Annotated in this window: 13 protein-coding genes; 7 read left to right on the plus strand and 6 right to left on the minus strand. The window is 69.9% G+C overall.

The genetic code is table 11. The features are described from left to right. Nucleotides 1–63: 63 nt before the first annotated feature. The 6 genes from OG223_RS47005 to OG223_RS47030 form a co-directional block, all read right to left on the minus strand. Nucleotides 64–1,107 carry a zinc-binding alcohol dehydrogenase family protein gene (locus OG223_RS47005; protein WP_329263121.1) on the minus strand — a complete coding sequence of 348 codons (1,044 nt, stop codon included), beginning with the start codon at nucleotides 1,105–1,107 and terminating at the stop codon, nucleotides 64–66. Between the two features lie 169 nt (nucleotides 1,108–1,276). Then, the gene (locus OG223_RS47010) at nucleotides 1,277–2,215 is read right to left on the minus strand and encodes a ketoacyl-ACP synthase III (protein ID WP_329263123.1); all 939 of its coding nucleotides are present in this window, start codon (nucleotides 2,213–2,215) and stop codon (nucleotides 1,277–1,279) included. Then, nucleotides 2,212–2,460, minus strand: a complete 249-nt coding sequence (locus OG223_RS47015; protein ID WP_329263128.1) for a phosphopantetheine-binding protein — start codon at nucleotides 2,458–2,460, stop codon at nucleotides 2,212–2,214. The genes OG223_RS47010 and OG223_RS47015 overlap by 4 nt, the downstream gene beginning before the upstream one ends. Nucleotides 2,461–2,473: 13 nt before the next feature. Then, a complete protein-coding gene (locus OG223_RS47020; RefSeq protein WP_329263131.1) occupies nucleotides 2,474–2,761 on the minus strand; it encodes a lipoyl domain-containing protein in 288 nt (95 codons plus the stop codon). Beyond that, on the minus strand, nucleotides 2,758–3,738 hold the full coding sequence (locus tag OG223_RS47025; RefSeq protein WP_329263132.1) for an alpha-ketoacid dehydrogenase subunit beta: 981 nt from the start codon (nucleotides 3,736–3,738) through the stop codon (nucleotides 2,758–2,760). Before OG223_RS47025 ends, OG223_RS47020 begins: the two co-directional genes overlap by 4 nt. After that, the gene (locus tag OG223_RS47030; RefSeq protein ID WP_329263135.1) at nucleotides 3,735–4,661 is read right to left on the minus strand and encodes a thiamine pyrophosphate-dependent dehydrogenase E1 component subunit alpha; all 927 of its coding nucleotides are present in this window, start codon (nucleotides 4,659–4,661) and stop codon (nucleotides 3,735–3,737) included. The genes OG223_RS47025 and OG223_RS47030 overlap by 4 nt, the downstream gene beginning before the upstream one ends. Before the next feature lie 405 nt (nucleotides 4,662–5,066). On the opposite strand from OG223_RS47030, the gene OG223_RS47035 reads away from it, so the two are divergent. The 7 genes from OG223_RS47035 (at nucleotide 5,067) to OG223_RS47065 (ending at nucleotide 24,831) form a co-directional block, all read left to right on the plus strand. Next, on the plus strand, nucleotides 5,067–5,282 hold the full coding sequence (locus OG223_RS47035; protein WP_329263138.1) for an MbtH family protein: 216 nt from the start codon (nucleotides 5,067–5,069) through the stop codon (nucleotides 5,280–5,282). Nucleotides 5,283–5,435: 153 nt separating this feature from the next. Beyond that, on the plus strand, nucleotides 5,436–6,113 hold the full coding sequence (locus OG223_RS47040; protein ID WP_329263141.1) for an LmbU family transcriptional regulator: 678 nt from the start codon (nucleotides 5,436–5,438) through the stop codon (nucleotides 6,111–6,113). Between the two features lie 94 nt (nucleotides 6,114–6,207). After that, the gene (locus tag OG223_RS47045; protein ID WP_329263143.1) at nucleotides 6,208–7,794 is read left to right on the plus strand and encodes an amino acid adenylation domain-containing protein; all 1,587 of its coding nucleotides are present in this window, start codon (nucleotides 6,208–6,210) and stop codon (nucleotides 7,792–7,794) included. A gap of 34 nt (nucleotides 7,795–7,828) precedes the next feature. Continuing rightward, nucleotides 7,829–8,059 carry an acyl carrier protein gene (locus OG223_RS47050; protein ID WP_329263145.1) on the plus strand — a complete coding sequence of 77 codons (231 nt, stop codon included), beginning with the start codon at nucleotides 7,829–7,831 and terminating at the stop codon, nucleotides 8,057–8,059. A 12-nt stretch (nucleotides 8,060–8,071) separates the two neighbouring features. Continuing rightward, nucleotides 8,072–9,259 (plus strand): NAD(P)/FAD-dependent oxidoreductase, encoded by a 1,188-nt coding sequence (locus OG223_RS47055; protein ID WP_329263147.1) that lies wholly within the window; start codon nucleotides 8,072–8,074, stop codon nucleotides 9,257–9,259. A gap of 45 nt (nucleotides 9,260–9,304) precedes the next feature. Continuing rightward, nucleotides 9,305–17,068 (plus strand): non-ribosomal peptide synthetase, encoded by a 7,764-nt coding sequence (locus OG223_RS47060; RefSeq protein WP_329263150.1) that lies wholly within the window; start codon nucleotides 9,305–9,307, stop codon nucleotides 17,066–17,068. 11 nt (nucleotides 17,069–17,079) lie between these two features. Beyond that, nucleotides 17,080–24,831, plus strand: coding sequence for a non-ribosomal peptide synthetase (locus OG223_RS47065; protein WP_329263152.1), 7,752 nt, complete (start codon nucleotides 17,080–17,082; stop codon nucleotides 24,829–24,831). Nucleotide 24,832 lies beyond the last annotated feature (1 nt).

A 24,832-nucleotide genomic window follows, 5' to 3' on the forward strand; every position in this document is an offset into this window, starting at 1 on the left:
GCCGGTCGGTCACGGCGTTCGCGCGTACCGTCGGGCGTGCCTCTGTTCGTTTGTTCGGGCCGGTCAGAGCGGGTTCACGCGGTACATCGGGAAGTACGACCCGATCCTGCCGTTCGCGTAGTCGTCGGCCAGCTCGGGCACCCGGTCGAAGTCGTAGACCACGTCCGATCCCTCCGGCGCTATCCATCCCTCGGCCTCCATGAAGTCACGGATTCCCGGCGAGTCCGGCAGTCGCCACACGTGCGTGTTCACATGGATGTGCCGAGCAATGGATTCGGCTCCCCGCAGATGCGAGAGACGCATCCCCGCCTTCCAGCCGCACGTGGCGACGACCCCTTCGCGGGCCAGGGCACTCAGGGTGACGTCGTACAGAGGCTCGCCGATGTTGTCCACGAAGATCGCAACCCCGTAGCCGTCGCTGAGGTTCTTGACGACGTTCAGGAAGTCCGCGACCGACGTCCGGCGCCGCTGGTGCCGGTCCCGGTCCGTCCGTTCCCGCCGGGTGGGCAGCGAGAGGTCGGGGAAGCGGCGGCGATCCACCGGGGTGATGCCGTTCTCTCTCAGGAAGGCGACACGCTCGTCCGAACCCGCCGCCATCGCCACGCGGAACCCGGCCCGTTTGGCCAGCATCAACTCGGCGAAGGCCACGCCGCCGCCCCACCCGAACACCAGGTGGTTCGCCGGATCGTCGTCGGCCACCTGCGTCCGCCAACACCCGTACGCCTTCTGCCAGTTGTCCCAGGCAGTGAAGTACCGCCCGTATGCGGCCCATTGGGTTAGCGAGTACGCCGTGTCGTCCGGGAGCCGCAGGAGCAGCCGTACGTCCAACTTGGTCCGCTCGGCCAGCAGGCCGATGGTGCCGGGACAGTCGTAGGCGTAGGCGAGTTCGGCGTACTCGAAGCGGTCGAGCCTCCCGAACGGCATGAGCAGACACAGGTCCCCTTCCCGGACCTGGACGTCCTGCCCCGCGTTCACCTTGAGGACGCGCACCACGCCCAGGTTGCCGAGGACCACTGCGTCCTCACCTCGACTGCTGCACACGTCGATCGGCGAACGGGTCAGCGCGTGATCCATGTTCGCCTCCCAGGAGCCGATGATCGGCTCCACCAGTGCCTCACCCTCGTCCAGCGGGCCGAAGGTGAAGCGCTCGCATTGCAGCGCGTCGGCGGCTCCGCCGTCGTGAGGGCCGGCGAGCGCACCGGAGCGCAGGACCCAGGCTTGCGGTGAGTAGATGACAACCTCCGGTGATCGAGCGCGTTCGCGGATTCAGGCGCGGTCAGGGGGCCGTGACGGCCGGTACCCGGTAGTCCACCGAGACACCGCCCCACGCCTCACCGGCGCCGTAGGCCACGGCCCCGAGCCGTCCCGCGGCGGGGAGGGAACCGGCGTCCAGTTCCTCGGCGAACGCCAGCGGGATCGAGGCGGACGACGTGTTCCCGGAGTTCTCGATCCGGTTCACGAAGGGCACGCCGAGATGGGTGGTGAAGCCGCGGATCTGTTCCAGGATGCGGCCGTTCGCCTGGTGACCGACCAGGACGGTCGGTGCGGGGCCGTGGTCGAAGAGGTACTGCGCCGACTCCGACATGCGGCGCACGGCGCGGTCGTACACCTGCATCCCGTCCAGATGGATGCCGCCCGCGTCCGTCTCCCGCATGAGCGCCTCCTGAGAGCCGTCACAGCCGGCGACCTGGCGGAAGCCCGAGAACTCCGCGCGGTGCTCCAGCAGGACGGCCGCAGAGCCGTCGCCGAAGATGCACGCCGTCTGCCGGTCCGTGCGGTCGACCATCCGGGACATGGCCTCCACCGAGCAGACCAGGACCGATCGCGCCTGTCCGACGTCGCAGAGCGAGAGCCCGGTGACCAGACCGTAGACGAAGCCGCAGCAGGCCGCGTTCATGTCGAAGGCCAGCACCGAGGGCCCCAGTCCGGCGAGTTGTGCCACCTTCTGCGCGATGCCCGGGATGCGCTGCTGTCCCGAGGTGCTGACGACGACCAGGGCGTCGATCGAGGCGGGGCCGTCCATCCTGGTCACGATCGGCGCGCAGGCCTCCGCCGCCACCTCCGTGAGCGGGGTCCCGTCCGGCAGCCAGGAGCGCGCCGCGATGCCGCTGCGGCGTCGGATCCAGTCGTCCGTGAGACCGATCGACGCGAAGTGGTCGTTGTCGATCCTCCGGCCCGGTTTCGCGGTGGCGATGTCGACGATGCCCGCGCTCATCCCTGGCTCGCCAGCTTAACGAAATAGGTGCTGAAGTCACTCAGGAAGGCGAAGCCCGCGGTCTCCCTCAGGTCGCCCTTGACCTGGAGCTCGCGCTCCAGCTGTTGGTGCAACTCGACCAGGTCGAGGGAGTCGAGGTCGAGGTCGGCGACCGGCCGGGCGAGGTCGTCGCGGCCCAACGACGGGTCGCGCTCGCGCAGTTTGGCCAGCATGGCGTCCGCGATACGGCTTTCGATGTCGCTCATGTGCCTTCTCCGTTCACGTGACGGGATCTGTGGATCGTGGGGTGAGGGGAGGCTGGTCGGCCGCCAACTGGTACAGCACGTCACCGGACTTGAGGATCGTGCCGGCCGTCGCGGAGTGGGCCGTGACCCGTCCGTCGCGCTCCGCCACGATCTCCGTGCTGGCCTTGTCGGTCTCGACGACCGCGACGACGTCTCCCCGCTCGACCCGGTCGCCGACACCGGCGACCCACTCGATCAGCAGGGCCTCACCGAGGCCGTGCCCGAAGCCGGGAACACACATGTCCACGGGGGAGTCGCTCACTTCGTCATCACCAGCACCTCGTCCTTGATCTCCTGCACACCGATCATGTAGTCCTTCTCGAAGTTCGCCGGGGGCTGGGCACGACGCTCGGGCGCCAGCCGGTGGACCGGGCTCCGGAGCGCGTCGAAGCCGCGCTCGGCCACCGACGCGGCGATCTCCGCACCGATGCCGACGTCCTTGGCCCCCTCGTGCACGATCAGCAGCCGCCCGGTGCGGGCGACGGACCTCAGGACCGTGTCCATGTCGAGCGGGGCCACCCAGCGCAGATCCACCACCTCGACGTCGACATCGGGGCCGAGGTGGTGCGCCGCCTCCAGCACCTCGTGGGTGATCGCGCCGTACGTGGCGATCGTCAGGTCCGCGCCACGCCGTACGACCCGGGCCGCGGTCGGCGACCTCGCAGGCTCGGGGTCCCGCACGGGTGTGTCCCGCCGCCAGTACAGGCGGATGGGCTCGTACATCACCACGGGTGAGCCGAGCGTGACCGCGTACCGCAGGACTTGGTCGGCGTCCTCGCCCGTGGAGGGACACGCCACCGAGATCCCGGGGGCACGCGCGAAGAGCGCCTCGTTGGACTCGCTGTGGTGCTCGATGCCCCGGAACCCGCCGGCGGTCGGGATCCGCACCACCAGACTGGGGCTGACCTGACCGTTCCACCGGACGCCGATCCGAGCCGCCTGGGTCACCAACTGGTTCACCGCGGGATAGGTGAACCCGTCGAACTGGATCTCGCACACCGGCACCAGCCCGCTCATCGCCATGCCGACGGCCTGGCCCACGATGGTGGACTCGGCCAGCAGCGAGTCGCGCACCCGGTCCGCGCCGAACCGTTCCCTGAGACCGCGGGTAACCCGGAACACGCCGCCCAGGCGGCCGATGTCCTCGCCGAGCAGCAGCAGCCTCGGATCCTGTTCGAGCAGGTCGGCGAGTGTCGAGTTGATCGACTCCGCCAGGCCGACGGACCGCACAGTGCTCATCCCACGTACTCCTTCGTCAACCGCTCGCCCGACTCCCGCACTTCCGCGTCGACGGCGTCGAACCACGCCGTGTCCACCAGGCCCAGACCGCTCAGCCGGGCCGCGTACGCGGTCACCGGGTCCGCGGCCCGGGTCCGCGCGATGTCGTCGGCGCTGCGGTACAGCTCCTGGGCATCAGACGTCGTGTGACCCTGGATGCGCCCCACCTGGATCTCGACCAGATACGGTGCCCGCTCCCCACGAATATGGGCGGCCGCCCGGGAGCAGGCCGAGAAGACGGTCTCCGGGTCGCTGCCCGGGACCCGCACGGACTCGATCCCGAAACCCCGGGCGCGCTCGGCCACCGAGGTGCGCATCTGCTCCTCGGCCGGTTTCGAGATGGCCCACCCGTTGTTCTGGCAGACGAACAGCACGGACGCCGACTCCACGGCGGCGAGGTTCATCGCCTCCGACATGTCGCCCTCACTGGTTGCGCCGTCGCCTATGTACACGACGACGAAGTCCTCGCGTCCCTGCAGCCGTTGTCCGATCGAGTAGCCGACCGCGTGCAGTGTCTGTGTGGCCAGGACCATCGTGTAGGGGAAGAACCGCAGCCGGTACGGGTCCCATCCGCAGAACGTGCGGCCGGCCCACTGGGAGAACAACTCCTCCGGAGTCACGCCACGAAGGAGAGCGACCGCGTGCTCGCGGTAACTGGGAACGACGGTCGGGTCCGGGCCCACGGCGAGCGCGGAACCCACCTGTGCGGCCTCCTGCCCCTGGCAGGACGGCCAGAGGTCGAGCGCGCCCTGTTTCTGGAGCCGACGGGCTTCCTCGTCGATGCCGCGCGCCACCAGCATGTGGCGCAGCAGCAGCCGTCGTGTGTCGTCGTCGGGTTCTGTTTCATACCCGTACTCGGATGCGTACTCGGATTCTGACTTCAAGACCATTGATCACCAGTCGCAGGTTCGTCGATGAGCTTTCTGTCGTCATGTAATCGACTGCGCGCGCTCTCGATTGCCTAGGCGGCGAGGATATTGGCTGAACCCGAATTCGAGCAGACTTATTCACGGGTTACTGGCTGGGTCATGGTGGCACAGAACTCTAATGGGACACATGCTCGGACGGACGCCCAGGAGTTCAGCGATTCTGCTGCTCTTGCGGCATTGACGGTCGCGTCCTACGGTCCCCTACCGTGGCATCAGCGATCCAGGGTGTCCGCGGATGCCGGGTGTCCCGTCGACGGGACAACGCCGATCGGCGACCCCGTCCGGCCCTGGCGATTTCCCATCTCAAGTCACCCCGTTTTCCCATCCCGAGTCACCCCGTGACCGTTAAGGACGGTGGCAGTGAGCACGAACCCCTTCGACGACGAGAACGGCCGCTTCTACGTCGTGGTCAACGACGAGGACCAGCACTCCCTTTGGCCGGTATTCACCGAGGTACCCGGAGGCTGGCGGGTGGTCTTCGGCGAGGCGGGCAGGGCCGAGTGCCTGGAATACGTCGAGCAGAACTGGACCGACCTGCGCCCGAGGAGCCTGCGGGAGGCCATGGCGGCGGACTGAGCGCCGGCCGGAATCCTCGGAGGAGTGGATCACGTTGTCCGTGCCCCACATGTACCGAGAGTTCGATGTGTACGCAGACGAACGCTCTGGTCGGGAGACGAAGATTGTGGGGGGCGTCCTGTGAGGACCGCGAGCAGTCACGAGACCGGACCGGTGGGAACCACTGGTGAGGCCACGCGGAACGATGTGGTTCTGCCCTTTGTCGGGAACCAGGCAAAGGTGCAGAAATCGGGAGTGATCTTCCCGCGGGACCTGTCGCAGCAGTCCTGGGAGCGGATCGGGGCCAGCCTGCGCGAACTTACGAACTCCACGGCCTGGTGGCTCGCCGACTGGTTGATCTTCGGTGAGACCACCTACGGGTTGCGGCGCTACCGGGAGGCAATCGAGAGAACAGGGCTCGACTACCAGACCTTGCGCAACTACGCGTGGGTGGCTCGGCGGTTCGAGCACCACCGCAGGCGGGACAGCCTCAGCTTTGCCCACCACGCCGAGGTGACCCGCTTGTCGCCACCGGAGCAGGACTACTGGCTGCGCAAAGCCGAACAGGAGAAGTGGTCGCGCAACGAACTCCGCAGAGAGGTTCGCGCCGGCCTGGCCGAGCAGGGTCACCAGATCGACATCCCCCCGAGCAGTGGCGACGACGAGCAAGAGACATCCCAGCTGCCGGAGCCGGCGGGCGCGGACAAGGGTCGGCGGAAGGCCACCACGCTCACCATCGAACTGTCCGACGGCCAACTGGACTACTACTCGAAAGTGGCTGCCGCGCACGGTCTGCCCGTCGACAAGTGGGTGACCCAGGTGCTCGACGCCGCCGATCGGCACACCGCCTAGAAAGCACACCGCCCAGAGGTGCCGGACAAGCCGCGTTCCCTGTGGTGCGTCGGCGGCTCGCCCGATCGGACCCCCGCCACATCGGAGTCAGTAGATGATCCTCCAGGGAAAACGGGTTGACCTGCCCTCGACGCCCGTCGTCCACAAGCAGTTCGAGGCGCACGCGCAAACGACCCCCGACGCTGTTGCCGTCGTCTGTGCCGGACAGCGAGTGACCTACGCGGAGCTGGACGCGAAGGCCAATCGGTTCGCGCACTTCCTCATCGCGCGTGGACACGGCCGAGGTGCCAAGGTCGGCATCTGCCTCGACTACTCGATCGACATGGTCGTCACCGTCCTCGGCGCCCTGAAGGCGGGCGCGGCCTACATACCGTTCGACCCCACCTACCCGACGGCCCGCCTCAAGCTGCTGCTCGGGCAGATCCCCGACCTCGCCCTGATGGTGGCCTCCCCGACAACGGCCGCATTGGTGGAGTCCGCGGCCGTCGACGTCGTCACCCCGGACGACCTCTCCGGCGAACTCGAAGGTCTCCCGGTGACCGGTCCCGACGTCCCGGTCGCCGGGGACGACCTGTGCTATGCGGTCTTCACGTCCGGCTCGACCGGTACCCCGAAGCTCACAGCAATACGGCACGAGGGCTGGTACAACCTGCTCAACTGGCTGGTGCTCGAATACGGCCTGCACAGCGGCTCGCACAACCTGGTCGTCAGCGCGTTCGGCTTCGACCTCTCCCAACGCAGCCTGATGACACCGCTGTTCTGCGGCGCCACCCAGTACTTGATGGCGAGCCGCAACTTCGACGCCGCGATGGCCTATCGCATGCTGACCCAGCACCAGATACGTACTGTGCACTGCGCTTCGAGCACGCTCTACCTGTTGGTGGACTGGGAGACCGCACGCGGCGGCGAGGCACTCACAGGGCTGGACTACGTACTGTTCGGCGGGGAACCGCTACACGTCGAACGGATCGCGGACTGGGCCCGACGCGAGGGAAACAGGTGCACCCTCCTGCACCAGTACGGCGTCGCCGAGTGCACGGACGTCGCCTCGTCGTACGACCTCGCCGGCCACCGGCCCGGCGAACACGACATCGCACCCGTCGGCAGACCCGTCCACAACACCGACATCCACGTCCTCGACGAGCGGATGCAGGGCGTCGGGGCGGGGGAGTACGGCGAGATCTGCATCTCCGGCACCAGCGTCGGCGCAGGCTACCTGGGAGTCACCGGCCCCGAGTCCGAGCGGTTCACCACCGTGATGGTCGACGGCTTGCCGCGCCGGCTCTATCGCACGGGCGACCGAGGCCGGGTGACCGAGGCCGGTGACCTGGTCGTCGCCGGCCGGATGGACGCGCAGGTGAAGGTGCGCGGCATGCGCATCGATCCCACCGACATCGAGCGCGCGCTCGGCCGACTGGCCGGGGTCCGGCAGGCCGCCGTGGTGATCCGGTACACGGACTCCGGCGAGGCCGAGTTGATCGCGTTCGTCGTCCCGGCGGATGAGCGGCTCGACGAGACCGACGTGCGCACCCGCCTCCTGGAGACGCTGCCGCGGAACATGGTTCCGGCCAGAGTCATCAATATCCCCATGATTCCGTTGAGCCCGCACGGGAAAGCGGACCGCGCGGCTCTCGTCGACACATTCCGGAAGCAGTACGCCGACAGTGCCGCATCGGGATAGCCGACGAACCTTGATGAAGAACGAAAGGACTGTGATGATTGCCGACGGGGTGCTCGCCATCTGGTGCCGGGAACTCCAGAGCGACGACATATCGATGGATGACAACTTCTTCACCCTGGGCGGCCATTCCGTCATCATGGCCAAAATCCAAGGTGCTCTCATCGAGGAACTGGGCGTCGAAGTTCCGATGGATCAGTTGTTTATCAATCCGACGGTGGCGTCGATCTCCGCGTACATCGAATCCCAGGGCACGGTCACCCGATAGTAAGAGAGGGCCATGTACGACGTAGTTGTCATAGGTGCCCGTTGTGCGGGTTCGCCGGCGGCCATGCTGTTCGCTCGGCAGGGTTATCGAGTGCTGCTCCTGGAGAAGGCGCGGTTCCCTCAGGACACGCTGTCCTCGCACTACATCCACCAGCCGGGCGTCGCGCTGCTCGACCGGTGGGGACTCCTCGACGAACTGCGCGCCGCGGGCTGTCAGCCGATCGACCACCAGAGCTACGAGGCGCCCGGTGTCCGGCTGGACGGCTTCTCCCTGCCGGTCGACGGCCACCGGACCACGTACGCGCCGAGGCGATACGTTCTCGACCCGATCCTCGCGGCCGGCGCCGTCGCCTCCGGAGCGGAGTTCCGGGAGGGCTGCGCGGTCAACGACCTGCTGGTCGAGGACGACCGGGTCGTAGGAGTTCGGTACACGACCCCCGGCGGCGCCGAGACGACGGAACGGGCGCGGCTGGTCGTCGGCGCCGACGGCATGCGATCACTGGTGGCCCGCAAGACCGGTGCCCAGAACGTTGTTGAGCACCCCCGGATGACCTGTACCTACTACACCTACTGGGCCGGGGTTCCCGCGCACTTCGAGCTGTACGAGCGGCCGGGGCGCTGGGTCGGTGTCATCCCTACTAACGACGACCTCAAGCTGATCATGTGCTACTTCCCGCAGGGCGAGTTCGCCCGGGTCCGCACCGCGGTGGAACCCGCCTTCCTCGAAGCCGTCCGCACGACGGTCCCCGAGTTGTACGAGCGGATGGCGGCGGGCCGCCGCGTGGAGCAGCTGTACGGCACCGGACATCAGGAGAACTACTTCCGCAAGGCTTACGGCCCCGGTTGGGTGCTGCTCGGTGACGCCGTGCACCACAAGGACTCCATCACCGCTCGCGGTATCACCGACGCCTTCATCCAGGCCCAGTCGCTCACCGACCACATCGGCGACGGACTGTACGACGACGCCGCGCTCAAGACGGCGCTGAAGCGCTACGAGAACGAACTGACCGACGTCTTCCTCAACTTCTACCAGGGCGCGCTCAACGTGGCCGAGCTGAAGCCCGAGGGGAGGGCGGAGATGCTGCGGAGCCTGGCCGGTCATCAGGAGCTGGTCGACCGGTACTTCTCGACGCTGTCGGGCGCGTGTTCGTTCGACGACTTCTACAACGACCAGCTCTTGGCAGTGCTCGATCAGAGCTGAGTGGCGGACGACTCCCTGCTGGTTCTGCCGATTTGGAGACAGAGAATGATCCCGTTGTCGTTCGCGCAGCGCCGACTGTGGTTCGTGGACCGGTTCGAGGGTCCGTCCCCGACCTACAACGCCGCCTTCGGCCTGCGGCTGACCGGTGAACTGGGCGTGGGCGCGCTGGAGTCGGCGTTCCGCGATGTGGTCGACCGGCACGAGATCCTCCGAACGGTGATCGTCGAGGACGACGAGGGCGTTCCGCACCAGCAGGTGCTGACGGACGACGAGAGGCCGTTCGGGCTGCCGGTCGTCGAGGTTCCGGCGGAGGAACGGGCCGCGACCGTCCACGAACTGGCCGCGCGGCCCTTCGACCTGGCCGGCGACGTACCGATCCGGGCCAGGCTCGTGAGGTGCGGACCGCGCGACCACACTCTGGTGCTGGTGGTGCACCACATCGCGATGGACGGGGAGTCCCTCGGGGTGCTGTTGCGCGACCTCACCACGGCCTACGCGGCCCGCAGGGACGGCCGGACCCCGGCGTGGGAACCGCTCCCGGTGCAGTACGCGGACTACACGCTGTGGCAGCGGGACGTACTCGGCGACGAATCCGATCCGGACAGCCTGGCGGCCGCGCAACTGGCCTACTGGCGAGAGAACTTGGCCGATCTCGCCCAGCCGCTGGCCATGCCGACGGACCGCCCGCGCCCGAGGACGATGAGCCACCGCGGTGACCTGGTCGAGCTGTCGGTCGACCCCGAACTCCTCGGCGCCGTGGAGAGGTTGGCCGCCGAACAGGACACCACCGTCTCGATGATCATGCACGCGGCGCTGGCGGTGCTGCTGCACCACCTCGGCTGCGGTGACGACGTGCCCCTAGGCGCGCCGATCGCGGGCCGCACCGACGAGGAACTCCGCGACCTCGTCGGGTTCTTCGCCAACACCTGGGTCCTGCGCGTCGACCTCTCCGGGAACCCGGCCTTCCTCGAACTCCTGGGCCGGGTACGGGACCGGGCCCTCGCCGCCTACGACAATCAGGACATGCCGTTCGAGCGGCTGGTGGAACTGCTCAACCCGGACCGCTCCACGGCCTATCACCCCTTCTTCCAGGTGATGCTCGCCTGGCAGGAACCCCTCGGGGCACTGCAACTCCCCGGCCTCGACGTCGAGGCCGAAGCCCTCGAAACCGGAACGGCCAAGTTCGACCTGTTCTTCAACATGGTGCCCAACGCCTCGGGCGGGGCGGGCGGCCATCTGGAGTACGCCACCGACCTGTTCGACCGGGACACCGCCGAAGACCTCGCGCACCGCTTCGTCCGCGTGCTGGGCCGGCTCGTGGCCGACCCGGGACGCGGGATCGGCGGTATCGACGTGCTCGACGTGGCCGAGCGGCACCGGCTGCTCACGGAGTTCAACGACAACGCGACCGCGGTGTCCGATGCCACGGTCCCGGAACTGTTCGAGAGCCAGGCGGCCAGGACGCCGGACGCCCCGGCGGTCGTCTGCGAGGACCGGACACTGACTTACCGGCAGCTCGACAAGCGGGCGAACAGCGTCGCTCGGGAGCTGATCCGGCGGGGTGCCGGGCCGGAGGATCTTGTGGTGCTGGCCCTGCCGCGTACCGAGGACCTGGTGGTTGGCCTGCTCGGGATCCTCAAGTCCGGTGCCGGATATCTGCCGATGGACCCGCTCCACGCCGGCGGGCGGGCGCAGAGCGTGCTGTCCGAAGCGGCGCCGCGTTTCGCGGTCACCGACACCGGGACATGGCAGGAACTGTCGCGGGACGGCATCTCGGCCGTCCAGCTCGACGGGCGCGCGGACTGGGACTCGCTCCCGGAAACGCCCGACGACACGGCCCGGTTCTCGCCGGCCGCTCCGGACAACCTGGCGTACGTGATGTACACCTCCGGCTCGACCGGCACGCCGAAGGGCGCGACGATCACCCACCGTAACGTCGTCAACGGAGTACGGGAGCTGGCCCGCGTACTGGACGCGCGGCCCGGGTGGCGGATGCTGGCCGGCACCTCGGTGAACTTCGACGTCTCGGTCTTCGAGCTGCTGACCGCCCTGTCCACCGGCGGCACGGTCGAGGTGGTGCCGAACACGCTGGTGCTCGGCGAGCGCGACACCTGGGACGGTCAGGTGATCAGCGCGGTCCCTTCGGTGTTCGGGGAACTGGTCGGCCACTTGGAGAGGACGACCGGTGTGCGTGCGGTCGTCTTCGCCGGTGACGTGCTCCCGGCCCAACTGGTGCGGCAGGTACGCGAGTCGCTGCCCGGTGTGCGGATCGTCAACGGCTATGGGCAGAGCGAGAGCTTCTACGCCACCGCGTTCTCCCTCCCGGCGTCCGAGGAATGGGCGGCCGGCGAGGTCGCGCCGATCGGCACCCCGCTGGCGAACATGCGGGCCTACGTGCTGGGCCCGGGACTCGCCCCTGTGCCGCAGGGGGTGGTCGGTGAACTGTTCGTGGCGGGGAGCTGCCTGGGCCGCGGTTACCACGGCCGCCAGGGCCTGACCGCCGAGCGGTACGTGGCCGACCCGTTCGGCCCCGCCGGTGAGCGGATGTACCGCACGGGCGACCTGGCCCGCTGGAACGCGCAGGGTCAACTGGAGTGCGTCGGCAGGGCCGACGGCCAGGTGAAGGTGCGCGGCTTCCGCATCGAGACCGCCGAGGTCGAGGCGGCCTGCCTGGCGCACCCCGGGATCAGCCAGGCGGTGGTGATCAGCCGGGAGGTGCCCTCGGGCGGACGGCGGCTCGTCGCCTACGTGGTGCACACCGGCGAAGGAGCCGTGGGCGACGACGGCGCCGGCGGTATCGGCGACGTGGACGTGCAGTCCGGTGCCTCCGCCGCTGAACTGCGCAGGTTCGTCGCGGCCCGCCTGCCCGACTACATGGTGCCCTCGGCCTTCGTGGTCCTCGGCCGGCTGCCCCTCGGGCCCACCGGCAAGTTGGACCGCTCGGCCCTTCCTGAACCGGAGTTCCTGCGCGAGACCTATCGGGAGCCGCGCACCGAGGCCGAGAAGATAGTGACCGCCGCGTACGCGGACGTGCTCGGCGTGGACCGGGTCGGTGCCGAAGACGACTTCTTCGCGGTGGGCGGGGACAGCCTGCGGTCGATCCAGGTGGTCGCCCGCGCCCGTGCCCTGGGCCTGCACCTCACCACGCGGGAGATCTTCGAGTGCCGTACGGCGACCCGGCTGGCCGAGGTCGCCTCCGCCCGCCGGGAACGGCTGCCGGCGCTCGCCGAGGACGAGGACGGCGGCATCGGACGGATGCCGCTGCAACCGGTGGCCCGGCAGGTGTTCCAACACGGCGGCGGGACGGACCGGTTCGCCATGTCGATGGCGCTGGAACTCCCCGCCGGCATCGACGCGGACGGCGTTGCCAGCACCCTGGACGCCGTGTTCGACCGGCACGACCTGCTGCGCGCCCAACTGGTGCGCGGCGCCGAGCCCTCCCTCGTCGTCCGGCCGCGAGGTACCGTACGGGCGGCGGACCTGATCCACGAAGTCCTCTGCGACGGCCGATGGGACGAGCCGTCCTCGCTGGCGAAGGCGCAGGCGGAACTGGACGACGCCGTCGGGCGACTCGCCCCGGAAGCCGGGACCATGGCGGCCTTCGTCCGGTTCACCCCGGCCACGGGCCCGGGCAGACTGCTGGTGGTGCTGCACCACCTCGTGGTGGACGGTGTCTCCTGGCGGATCCTCATGTCGGACCTCGCCGAAGCCTGGCAGCAGATCCGGTCCGGCGGGACCCCCGAGCTGGCCGCCGTAGGCACCTCGGCCCGCCGCTGGGCGGCGGCACTGGAGAACGAGGCGCTCTCCCCCCGGCGCGAGGCCGAACTGCCTTACTGGCGCGACCTGTTGGAGGCCTCCGACCCCCCGCTGGGCATGCGGGCGATCGACCCCGCCGTGGACGTGATGTCCACAGTCGACAGCGTGCGGGTGCACCTGCCCGTCGACGTCACCGAAGCGGTACTGACCAGGCTTCCAGCGGCGTTCAAGGGCACAGGGACCGACGTGCTGCTCGCCGCCCTCGCCCTCGCGGTCGCCCGGTGGCGTGGTGCCGACCGCCCGACGCTGATCCGGCTGGAGGGACACGGCCGCGAGGAGGATGTCGTCCCCGGTGCCGATCTCTCCCGGACCATCGGGTGGTTCACCAGCATGTACCCGGCCCGGATCGACGTCGGCGGGCTGGACCCGGCCGACGTAGTGACCGGCGGCCCCGCGGTCGCGCAGGCCGTCAAGCTCGTCAAGGAGCAGCTGCGCGGGATCCCGGACAAGGGCGTCGGGTACGGACTGCTGCGCCACCTCAACCCCGAGACCGCCGTACAGCTCGCCGACCTGCCGGCCCCCCAGATCGGGTTCAACTACCTGGGCCGGATCTCCGACACCGACGTGCCCGAACACCTGCGCGCAAACGGATGGGGACCGGCCTCCTGGTCGGCCGAGCTGTTCCCGGCACCCGACCCGGACCTGCCGGCGCTCTCCGCGTTGGAGGTCGGAGCGGCCATCACGGACACCGCCGACGGCCCCCGCCTCCAGGCGGCCTTCATGTTCCCCACCGGGGTGCTGTCCCGTGAGCGGACCTCCGAACTGGCCGCGCTGTGGGTCGAGTTGCTGCACGGCATGGCCGCGTACGCGGTACAGCCGCAGATCGGCGGACTGACACCCTCGGACGCCCCGCTCGTCCCCGTACGGCAGGACGAGATCGAGGCCTGGGAGGCGCGCTACGGCCCACTGGTCGAGGTGTGGCCGCAGGCCCCGGGCCAGTTCGGGATCCTGTTCCAGGCCGCGCTCGCCGACGGCTCCTTCGACGTCTACCACATGCAGTTCGTGCTGCATCTGTCCGGGCACGTGGACCCCGCGCGCATGCGGGCCGCCGGACAGGCCCTGCTCGACCGGTACCCCAACCTGCGCTCCGCGTTCCTCACCGGAGCCGGCGGCGATCCGGTGCAGGTCGTGGCCGAACACGTCACCCTGCCCTGGCGGCACATCGACCTGACCGGCCACGGTGAAACCGATCCGGACGCGGCGCTCGACGGGTTCCTCGCCGAGGACCGGGCCGACCAACTCGACCCCACCAGGCCTCCGTTGATCCGCCTGGCCCTGATCACCGTCGGGCCGCAGCGGTCGAAACTCGTCATCACGGCCCATCACGCCCTGTTCGACGGCTGGTCCTCCCCGTCGGTCATCACGGATCTCATCCGGCTGTACGCAGGCACCGAGGGACTTCCCCCCGTCCGGGGCTACGGCGACTACCTGGCCTGGCTGTCCGCGCAGGACCGGGAGGTGTCGGCCGCCCGGTGGGCCGCCGAACTCGCCGGATTCGAACAGCCGACCCTGGTGGCCCCGAACACGCCCCTCAAGGAGACGGCGTCCGCGGTCGGGCGGGTCGAGGTACCGCTGTCGATCGACCAGGGACGCGAACTCGCCCGGCGCGCCGCGGAACTCGGCGTCACGCTGAACACACTCCTCCAGGGCGCTTGGGCGATTCTGCTCTCGAAGCTGACCGGACAGCAGGACGTCGTGTTCGGGGCCGCCGTCAACGGCCGCCCGCCGGGCCTGATCGGCTCCGACGAGATGGTCGGGCTGTTCATCAACACCCTGCCGATCAGGGTGCGTTGCCGACCGGACCACAGCGTGGCCGACGTCATCACCGAACTCCAGGAGCGGCAGACCGCACTGCTGGACCACACCTACTACGGGCTGGCCGACATCCAGCGCGGCGTCGGGATGCCCGCCCTCTTCGACACGATCGTCGTCTTCCAGTCCTACCCGATCGACCGCGCGGGCATCGTCGAAGCGAACACCTCAGCGGGGTTCACGATCGACGGCATCCGCCCCTTCGCCGGCTCGCACTACCCGCTCACCCTCAACGCCTCCGACCCCTACCTGCGGCTCTCCCTCGACTACCGGAACAACCTCTACGACCGTGACGCCGCCGGGACGATCGCCGCCCGGCTCGTCCGAGTGCTGGAACAGGTGCTCGCCGCCCCGACGGCACCGGTCGGTGCCATCGAGGTGGTGTCGGCGGGGGAGCGGGACCGGCTGCTCCGGGACGTCAACGACACGGCACATCCGGTGGCCGAGACGACGCTGCCGGAGGCGTTCGAGGCACAGGTGGAGCGCGATCCCGAGCGGGTCGCGGTGATCGGCGAGCATGAGCGGCTGACCTACGGCGAGTTCAACCAACGTGCCAACCAACTCGTGCACTGGTTGGTGGAGCAGGGCGCGGGCCCCGAGCGGGTCGTCGCGGTGCGGGTCCCACGGTCGGTGGACCTGATGGTGGCCATCTACGCGGTGGTCAAGGCGGGCGCGGCCTATCTGCCGGTGGACCCCGACCTCCCCGAGGACCGGGTACGCCAACTCCTGGACAGTGCACGGCCGTTGCTGCTCCTCGACGAAGAACTCCCGGACGTGACCGGCTATCCGCGCACCAACCCGGTGCGCGTGCCAGCGCCGGACAACGCGGCGTACGTCATCTACACCTCCGGCTCCACCGGCGGCCCCAAGGGCGTGCAGGTGTCGCACCGGTCGATCATGAACCGGCTGGCGTGGGGCCTGGCCCACTTCGACGTCGGAGCCGAGGACCGGGTGCTGCTGAGCACCTCGGCGAGCTTCGACGTGTCGGTGCCCGAACTGTTCGCCCCGCTCCAGGTGGGCGCGGCCGTGGTGGTTGCCCGTGCGGACGGGCGCCGCGATCCGGCCTACCTCGCCGAACTGGTCCGTCGGGAGCGGGTGAGCGGCGCGGACTTCGTGCCCTCCCTGCTGGAGGCGTTCGTCGCCGAGCCCGCCGCGAAGGAGTGCACGAGCCTGCGCTGGATCGAGGTCGCGGGTGAGGCGTTCCCGGCCGCACTGGCCAACAAGACAGTCGGCCTGCTGCCCGGCTGCGGCGTGCACAACCTCTACGGCCCCACCGAGGCTGCCGTCGAGGTCACCGGATGGCAGCACGTGCCGGGCGCGGACACCGTGCCCATCGGCACACCGGTCTGGAACACCCAGGTCTACGTCCTCGACGCGGCCCTGCGCCCGGTCGCACCCGGAGTCGCAGGCGAGCTGTACCTCGCCGGCACCGGCCTGGCCCGGGGCTATCTCGGCCAGACCGCCCTGACCGCCCAGCGCTTCGTCGCCTGCCCCTACGGCAGACCCGGAACCCGCATGTACCGCACCGGGGACCTGGTGCGCTGGAACGACGACGGACAGGTCGAATACATCGGCCGCTCCGACTTCCAGGTCAAGATCCGCGGGTTCCGGGTCGAACTGGCCGAGGTGGAAGCGTCGTTGACCGCGCACCCCGACGTCGACCACGCGGCCGCCGTGGTCCGCGAGGACCGGGCCGGGGACCAGCGGCTGGTCGCCTACGTGGTGCCCGGCGCCGGGACGGACCCGGCAGGCCTGGAAGTGGAGGCCCTGACGGGCCTGCTCCGGGAGCAGCTGCCGGAGTACATGGTTCCCTCGGCGATCGTGCCGATCGCCGCACTCCCGACGACACCGAGCGGGAAACTCGACCGCGCCGCGCTCCCCGCGCCCGACCACGCCGAAGCCGCGACCGGGCGGGGCCCACGCAATCACAGGGAGGAAGTCCTCTGCCGGTTGTTCGCCGAGCTTCTCGACGTGGACGAGATCGGTATCGACGTCGACTTCTTCAGCCACGGCGGGCATTCGCTGCTGGCCACCCGGCTGATCGGCCGCATCCGCAACGAACTCAACGTCGACGTGAAGGTCACGACGGTCTTCCGCAATCCGACCGTCGCCCAGTTGGCAGTCGGGCTCGACGAGTCGGCCGTGTCGAAACGCCCCCAGCTGCGTCAGATGACCGTTTAGGAGAAGCGTCGATGATCCCGTTGTCCTTCGCCCAACGCCGGCTGTGGTTTCTCTACCGTCTGGAAGGCCCGTCCCCGACCTACAACATCCCGTTCGTGCTGCGCCTGGAGGGGACGCTGGACATCGCGGCTCTGGCCGCGGCGGTGCGGGATGTCGCGACCCGGCACGAGAGTCTGCGCACCGTGTTCGTGGAGGACGCCGACGGCACCCCGGAGCAGCGGGTCCTGTCGCCGGAAGAGGCCCCCGTCCCGTTCCGGGTCATCGATGTGGGCACGGGCACGGTGGACGCGGTGACGCACGAGATCGCCTGCGAGGGCTTCGACCTGGACCGGGAGCCGCCCTTTCGCGCGGCCGTGCTCCGCCTCGGTCCGCAGGAGCACGTGGTGGTGTTCGTGTTCCACCACATCGCCGCGGACGGGGCGTCGATGGCACCTTTCCTCCGCGATCTGGTGTCCGCGTACTCGGCCCGTCATCGGCACAGCGCACCGGACTGGACACCGCTCCCGGTGCAGTACAAGGACTACACGCTGTGGCAGCGCCAGCTGCTGGGTGACGAAGCGGACCCCGGCAGCATCTCCGCGGCTCAACTGGACTACTGGCGCGCGGAATTGGCCGGGGTGCCGCAGCCCGTGCAGCTGCCGCTGGACCGGCCGCGGCCGACACCCGCCGGGCATCACGGCGGCTATGTCTCGTTCGAGCTGGAACCCGAACTGCTTGCCGGGCTCGGCAAGTTGGCCGCCGACCGCGGTGCCACACCGCCGATGGTCGCCCAGGCCGCGCTCGCGGTGCTGCTGCACCACCTCGGTGCCGGTCACGACCTGACGATCGGCAGCCCGATCGAGGGACGCGCGGACGAGCAACTCGACGATCTGATCGGGTTCTTCGCCAACACCTGGGTGCTGCGCGCCGACCTGTCGAAGAACCCGTCGTTCGGCGATCTGCTGGACCAGGTGCGGGACAAGGCCCTCGCCGCGTACGACAACCAGGACGTCCCCTTCGAGCGCCTGGTCGGCATGCTCAACCCGGAACGCTCCGTGTCGTACTCCCCGCTCTTCCAGGTGATGCTGGCCTGGCAGTTCGTGTGGCAGGGGATCGAGATGCCGGACCTGCGGGTCACCCCCGTCCCGGCGGGCACCGACACCGCGAGGTTCGACCTGTTCTTCAACATCATTCCGGACGGATCCGGGCGTGCCTTCGGGCAGTTGGAGTACGCGACGGAACTGTTCGACCCCACCACGGCCGAGAGCATCGCCGAACGCTATGTGCGCGTGCTCCGGCAGGTGGTCGCCGATCCCGGCACGCGGCTGGGTGCGGTGGATGTGCGCAGTGAGGCTGAACAGGACTGGCTGTCACGGCTGAACGAGACCGAGGCACCGGCGCGCGGGGCGACACTGACGGAACTCGTCACCGCCCAGGCACTGCGCACACCGGGTGCGACAGCGGTGGTGGCCGGCCAAAGCGAGCTGTCCTACGGGGAGTTGACCGCCCGCTCCGGCCGACTGGCCGCGGTGCTGCGGAACCGCGGAGTCGGGCCGGACATGCTGGTGGCCGTGGCGTTGCCGCGGTCCGCGGACCTGGTGGTCGCTCAGCTGGGCGTGCTCATGGCCGGCGGCGCCTATCTGCCGATCGATCCCGATCATCCGGCCGCGCGAGTCGACCTTCTGCTCAACACGGCCGATCCCGTCCTGGTGCTGACCAACGATCAGGTGGCGGCGGTACTTCCGGAGTGCCGACCGCCTGTACTGCGCCTCGACGACCTGCGTCTCGACGACGCCGACGCCCCCCTGGTCGCAGCCTCCGACATCCGTGTCGAGCCGGACCATCTGGCGTACGTGATGTACACCTCCGGCTCCACGGGCAGACCCAAGGGCGTCGCCATGACCCACGCCACTGTGGCCAACGGGGTCTGGCACTCACGGCAGATCGCCCAGGTCGAGGCGGGATCCCGCATGCTCGCCGCGACCTCGGTCAACTTCGACGTCTCCGTGTTCGAGATCTTCACCGCGCTCGCGGCCGGGGCCACCGTCGAGATCGTCCGCGACGCACTCGAACTCGCCGAACGCGACAGCTGGTCCGGTACCACCATCTGTGCCGTGCCCTCGGTGTTCACCGCACTCCTCGGCCCCGTCCTCGCCAAGGAGCCGGGCGCTCTGAAGCTCGACCTGAGCACCGCGATCCTCGGCGGCGACCCCCTCACGGGCGATGTCATCCACCAGGTCCGCCAAGCCCTCCCGGACGTCCGGGTCGTCCACGCCTACGGCCAGACCGAGAGCTTCTACGTCTCCGCCTTCCCGGTCCCGCAGCGCTCGGCCGAGACCGGCGTGACACCGATCGGCCGCCCGCTCGCCAACATGCGCACCTACATTCTGGGACCGGAACTGACCCCGGTCCCACCCGGCGTGATCGGCGAACTGTACGTCGCCGGCCCGCTCGCCCGCGGCTACTACGGCAGCGGCGGAGCGACCGCCGAGCGGTTCGTCGCCTGCCCCTTCGGCCCGGCCGGTGCCCGTATGTACCGCAGCGGCGACCTGGCCCAGTGGGACCGGAACGGTCAACTGCGCTACGAGGGACGGGCCGACACCCAGGTCAAGGTGAACGGCATCCGGGTCGAGCCGACCGAGATCGAGATCGTCCTGGCCCGGCATCCCGCGGTCGGCGAGGCCGTCGTCACGGCATGGGAGGACCACCACACCGGTACCACCCGACTCGTCGGCTATGTGACGCCCGCGGCCGACGCGCAGGCCCCTGTGTCGGTGCCGGAGTTGCGGCGCTTCGTGGCCGAGCGGATGCCGGACTACATGGTGCCCACCCTGCTCGTGATCCTGGACCGGCTGCCGCGGACCGTGACCGGAAAGCTGGACCGGGCCGCGCTGCCCGAGCCCGAGTTCGCCGGTGTCGAGTACCGGGCGCCGCGCAGCGAGACGGAGCGGGTCCTGGCCGAGGTGTACTCCGATGTCCTTGACGCCCAACAGGTCGGCGTCGACGACGACTTCTTCGTCGGCGGCGGGGACAGCATCCGCTCCATCCAGGTCGTCGCCCGGGCCAAGGCACGCGGCATCGTGGTCAGCACCCGGGAGATCTTCGAACACCGGACGATCGCCCGGCTCGCGGAACTGGTGGACGAACGGGCGGACGAGGAACGCCCGACCCTGGCCGAACTGCCGGGCGGCGGCATCGGCTGGGCTCCGCTGCCGCCGACAGCGGCCCACGTCCTGGCACGCGGCGGTGGCATCGACCGGTTCTGCATGTCCGCGATGCTGACCCTGCCCGACGGCATCGACCGTGCGGGACTGGTCGCGACCCTGCAAGCCGTCCTGGACCAGCACGATGCCCTGCGCTCCCGGCTCGACCGGGCACGGCCGGGCCTGTGGACGGAGCCGCCCGGCAGCATCGACGCCGACACCCTGCTACGGCAGGTCCCCTACAGCGACGCCGACCCGAACGCCGAACTGGACGCGGCCGCCGGCCGACTGGCCCCGGACGCGGGTGTCATGGCGCAGTTCGTGTGGTTCACCTCCCATGGGGGCGAGAACCGCCTGTTGATCGTCCTGCACCACCTCGCCATGGACGGCGTGTCCTGGCGGATCCTGGTACCGGACCTGGTGTCTGCCTGGCAACAGGTACGGGACGGCCGCACCCCGGCTCTGCAAGGCGTGGGCACCTCGTTGCGCCGATGGACACACGCCCTGGCCGACGAGGCCACGGCCCCGGAGCGGGTGGCCGAACTCCCCGTGTGGATGCGGATCCTGCGCGAGGACGAGCCCGCACTGGGAGCACGAGAGCTGGACCGGACGCGCGATGTCGCGGCCACCGCCGAGACCGTGCGCGTCCACCTGCCCGCCGATGTCACCGAAACGCTGCTGAACACGGTGCCCGCGGTCTTCCGCGGCAGTGTCGACGACGGACTGCTGACCGGACTGGCCCTCGCCCTGACCCGCTGGCGCCGGACACGGGGCGTGTCCGCCACCTCGACGCTGGTGAGGCTCGAAGGACACGGCAGGGACGAGCAGTTGGCACCCGGCGCGGATCTGTCCGGCACGATCGGATGGTTCACCGCGATGTTCCCGGTGCGCCTGGACCTGGCCGGCATCGACGAGGCGGACGCGTTCGCGGGCGGCCCGGCCGCCGGCCGGGCGATCAAGGCGGTCAAGGAGCAGCTACGGGCGGTCCCCCACAACGGCATCGGCTACGGCCTGCTGCGCCACCTCAACCCGGAGACCGCGGCCCGACTGGCCCAACTCCCGGAACCGCAGATCGGATTCAACTACCTCGGCAGGTCCTCCGGCGCGGACATCCCCGAGGCACTGCGCGGCCTGGGCTGGGCCCCCGACACCACGCACCGGGACCTGATTGCCGCGCCGGACGCGGACATGCCGGTGGAGTCGGCGCTGGAGATCAACGCGGTGGCCGCCGCGGGCCCCGACGGCGACGAACTCACCGCGTACTTCGGCTTCCCGACCGGGCTGCTTGCCCACGACGAGGTGAGCGAGCTGGCCGCACTGTGGGTCCAGGCGCTGACCGCCCTGGCCCGGCACACCCTCGCCCCCGAAGCCGGTGGCCTGACCCCGACCGACGCCCCGCTGGTCGACGTCGACCAGGACGAGATCGACGCCTGGGAGGCCCGCTTCGGCAAACTGTCCAAGGTGTGGCCGGCGACCCCGGCGCAGTCCGGGATCCACTTTCATACCCTGCTGGCCGGAGCGTCGTCGTACGACCCCTACCACGTGCAGCTGGCGTTCCAGCTCTCCCGAGAGGTCGACCCGGAACGGATGCGCCGGGCCGGACAGGCGCTGGTGGGGCGTTACGCAAGCCTCCGCGCGGCGTTCGTCGACCGGGCGGACGGCGATGTCGTCCAGGTCGTGCCGGAGGCGGTGACCCTGCCGTGGCAGTACCTCGACCTGACCGTGCTGGCGGAGCCGGAGCGTACCGAGGCCTTCGAGCGGTTCCTGGCGCAGGACCGCGCCGCCCACTTCGACGCGGCCACCCCACCACTGTTCCGGCTGGCACTCGTCGTCCTCGCACCCGGACGGCCCGAACTCGTCCTGACCGCCCACCACATGCTCTTCGACGGCTGGTCCACGCCTCTGCTGATGCGGGACCTGCTCCTGCTCTACGCCTCCGGCGGTGACCCGGCCGACCTGCCCGCCACCCGCGACTACGGCGACTTCCTGTCCTGGCTCGCCCGCCAGGACCACGAGGAGTCCGGACGGGTATGGGCGGCCGCACTCGAAGGGATCGAGGGACCGACCCTGCTCGCCCCCGACTCCGCGGGCACGGACGCCGAGGACCGCGACCAGGTCGACATCACGTTCCCGCCCGAGGAGACGCACCAACTCCGCCGCCGTGCCGCCGAGTTGGGCATCACCGTCAACACCCTGATCCAAGGCGCCTGGGCACTGCTGCTCGGTCGGCTCACCGGCCGCGAGGACGTGGTCTTCGGCGCCACCGTCTCCGGACGCCCGCCCGCGGTGGCGGATGTCGAGTCGACGGTCGGAATGTTCATCAACACCGTTCCCGTACGTGTCACTTACGCGCCCGGCGACACCGTCGCCGAGGTCCTCACCGGACTCCAGAGCCGACAGGCCGCCCTCGCGGACCACTACTACTACGGGCTCGCGGAGATCCAGCAGGCGGCCGGACTCCAGTCCCTCTTCGACACCCTGGTCGTCTTCGAGTCGTACCCGATCGACCGGGAGGGCCTCAGCGCGGCCAGCGACGCCGCGGACGGGATCACCTTCACCGGCTTCCGCCCGTCCGCCGGCAACCACTACCCCCTGTGTCTGGCGGCGGCGGTCGACCCGCACCTCGAACTGATCCTCCAGTACACGCCCGGCGCCTTCGACCGCGACACCGTGGAGACGTACGCGGCCCGTCTCGTGCGCGTCCTGCGGCAACTGGCCGCCGACCCGGAGCTTAAGGTCGCGGGACTCGACGTCCTGGAACCGGCCGAACGCGAGCGGATCCTGGCCGACGCCACCGACCGGCGCGTCCCGACCGCAGACGTCACGATCACCGCACGGGTCGAGGCACAGACGGCGCGTACCCCCGACGCCATCGCCGTGGTCGCCGACGGCGAGTCCCTCACGTACGCCGAACTGGACGCCCGCGCCGAACGGCTCGCGGTCGAACTGGTCGCGCACGGGGTGGGCCCGGAGACCGTGGTGAGCGTGGTCCTGCCCCGCACCGCGACCATGACGGTGGCACTCCTGGGCATCCTCAAGGCCGGCGGAGCCTATCTGCCCGTCGACCCCGCCTACGCCCGCGCCCGCCTCCCGCGCATCCTCCCCGTCGCCCGTCCGCACCTGGTGCTGGCCGCCGCCGACACCCGCGCACTCGTCCCCGACACCGACATCCCCGTCCTCGTCCTCGACGACCTCGACCTCCGGGCCGCCCCCCAGGACACCGGGCCGCGCCCGACGGCCCGCCCCGAGAACCTCGCCTACGTCGTCTACACCTCCGGCTCCACCGGCGTGCCCAAAGGCGTGAGCGTCACCCACGCCACCGTCGTCGACGCCGTGGACGCCCTGGCCGCACACGCCGGCATGGAATCCGGCCGACGGGTCCTGCTCGCCGCCTCGTTCGGCTTCGACGTCGCCACCTTCGAACTGTTCTCCGCGCTCACCACAGGCGGCAGCGTCGAGATCGTCCGCGACGTACTGGAACTGGCCGAACGCGACACCTGGGACGTCGACGTCATCTGCTCGGTGCCCTCGGCCTTCGCGGAACTCGTCGACCAACTCCACGACCGCATCCGGCCCACGGCACTGAACATCTCCGGCGAAGTGCTCACCCCGGCCCTCGCGAACCGGGTGCGCACCCTCTGGCCACAGGCCCGCGTCATCAACAGCTACGGCCCCAGCGAGACCTTCTACGCCACCGCCCACCTCCTGGACCCCGACCGGCCCTACGCCCCCGACGTGCCCATCGGCCGTCCCTTCCCCCGCGTGCGCGCCTACGTCCTCGGCCCCGGCCTGACACTGCTGCCCCCCGGCACACCGGGCGAGCTCTACCTGGCCGGCGCCGGGCGCGGCTACCAGGGGCAACCCGCCCTGACCGCCGACCGCTTCGTAGCCGACCCCTACGGCCCTCCCGGCACCCGCATGTACCGCACCGGCGACCTCGCGAGCCTCACCCCCGACGGCGAACTGCACCACCTGGGCCGCATCGACACCCAGGTCAAGATCCGCGGCTATCGCGTCGAACCCGGCGAGGTCGAAGCCGCCCTGACGGACCATCCCCACATCGCCCAGGCCGCCGTCGTGGCCCGCCAGGCCGGCGACACCCGCTACCTGGCCGCCTACCTCGTCCCCGCCGACGGCGAGAGCGCACCGAACCCGGCCGACATCGCCGACCACCTGGCCGACCGGCTGCCCGACTACATGGTGCCCGCCGCCTACATCCCGCTCGACCGGCTGCCGCTGTCACCCAACGGCAAGCTCGACCACAAGGCCCTGCCCACCCCCGACCTCACCCCCACCACGCCCTTCCGGGCACCCGTCACCGCCCGCGAGAAGGCCCTGGCCAAGCTGTTCGCCGAGGTCCTCGGCGTGGACCGGATCGGTGTCGACGACGGCTTCTTCGCGCTCGGCGGGCACTCCCTGCTCGCCACCCGGCTGATCACCCGCGCCCGCGCCGAGCTGGAGATAGAGATACCCATCCGCAAGATCTTCGACCTGCCGACCGTCTCCGCGCTCGCCGCGTGGTCGGAGGAATCCGCTGTTCCCCTTCGTCCCAGCCTGCGCAAGATGATCGTAGAGGAGTGAC

The sequence above is a fragment of the Streptomyces sp. NBC_01478 genome (assembly GCF_036227225.1).
Lineage (GTDB): Bacteria > Actinomycetota > Actinomycetes > Streptomycetales > Streptomycetaceae > Streptomyces.

What these genes read in the sequence shown, in the direction of transcription:
- OG223_RS47010 (WP_329263123.1), bottom strand. Translation starts at nt 2,215, where the DNA reads ATGAGCGCGGGCATCGTCGACATCGCCACCGCGAAACCGGGCCGGAGG.
- OG223_RS47045 (WP_329263143.1), top strand. Translation starts at nt 6,208, where the DNA reads ATGATCCTCCAGGGAAAACGGGTTGACCTGCCCTCGACGCCCGTCGTC.
- OG223_RS47025 (WP_329263132.1), bottom strand. Translation starts at nt 3,738, where the DNA reads ATGAGCACTGTGCGGTCCGTCGGCCTGGCGGAGTCGATCAACTCGACA.
- OG223_RS47015 (WP_329263128.1), bottom strand. Translation starts at nt 2,460, where the DNA reads ATGAGCGACATCGAAAGCCGTATCGCGGACGCCATGCTGGCCAAACTG.
- OG223_RS47065 (WP_329263152.1), top strand. Translation starts at nt 17,080, where the DNA reads ATGATCCCGTTGTCCTTCGCCCAACGCCGGCTGTGGTTTCTCTACCGT.
- OG223_RS47055 (WP_329263147.1), top strand. Translation starts at nt 8,072, where the DNA reads ATGTACGACGTAGTTGTCATAGGTGCCCGTTGTGCGGGTTCGCCGGCG.
- OG223_RS47060 (WP_329263150.1), top strand. Translation starts at nt 9,305, where the DNA reads ATGATCCCGTTGTCGTTCGCGCAGCGCCGACTGTGGTTCGTGGACCGG.
- OG223_RS47050 (WP_329263145.1), top strand. Translation starts at nt 7,829, where the DNA reads ATGATTGCCGACGGGGTGCTCGCCATCTGGTGCCGGGAACTCCAGAGC.